We start from the raw sequence: 574 nt of genomic DNA on the forward strand, positions 1-574 counted from the left end.
GTGTGACTGCGCCTGCGTTTATGGGGTTGCCGCCGGAGGTGCATTCGGCGTTGTTGAGTAGTGGTCCGGGGCCGGGGGCGGTGTTGGCTGCGGCGGGGACGTGGAGTTCGCTCAGTGCTGAGTATGCCGAGGTGGCTGCGGAGCTCGGTGAGGTGTTGGCTGCGGTTGAGTCGGGGGTGTGGCAGGGGCCCAGTGCGCAGTCGTATGCGGCTGCCAATGCTCCGTATTTGGCGTGGTTGACGCAGGCTAGTGCTGATAGTGCGGTGGCGGCGGCTCAGCATGAGACGGTGGCGGCGGCGTATGTGGCTGCGTTGGCGGCGATGCCGACGATGGCGGAGCTGGCGGCTAACCATGCGGTGCATGGGGTGTTGGTGGCGACGAATTTCTTTGGGGTCAATACGATTCCGATAGCGCTCAATGAGGCCGATTATGCGCGGATGTGGGTGCAGGCTGCGGTCACGATGAGTACGTATCAGGCGGTTGCGGGCTCGGCTGCGGCGTCGGTGCCGCCGACCCCGCCCGCGCCGGCGATTCTCAAGTCGGAGGTTTCTGCGGGAGCTGCAGACACATCGGA

The 574-nt window shown here is 65.3% G+C and carries 1 protein-coding gene; it reads left to right on the top strand.

Annotated elements, in window-relative coordinates:
* Positions 1 to 2: 2 nt before the first annotated feature.
* The coding region (locus BST15_RS20975; RefSeq protein WP_046191582.1) for a PPE family protein at positions 3 to 574 on the top strand (572 nt) is incomplete at its 3' end.

The sequence above is a fragment of the Mycolicibacter arupensis genome (genome assembly GCF_002086515.1).
In the GTDB taxonomy this organism is placed as follows: domain Bacteria; phylum Actinomycetota; class Actinomycetes; order Mycobacteriales; family Mycobacteriaceae; genus Mycobacterium; species Mycobacterium arupense.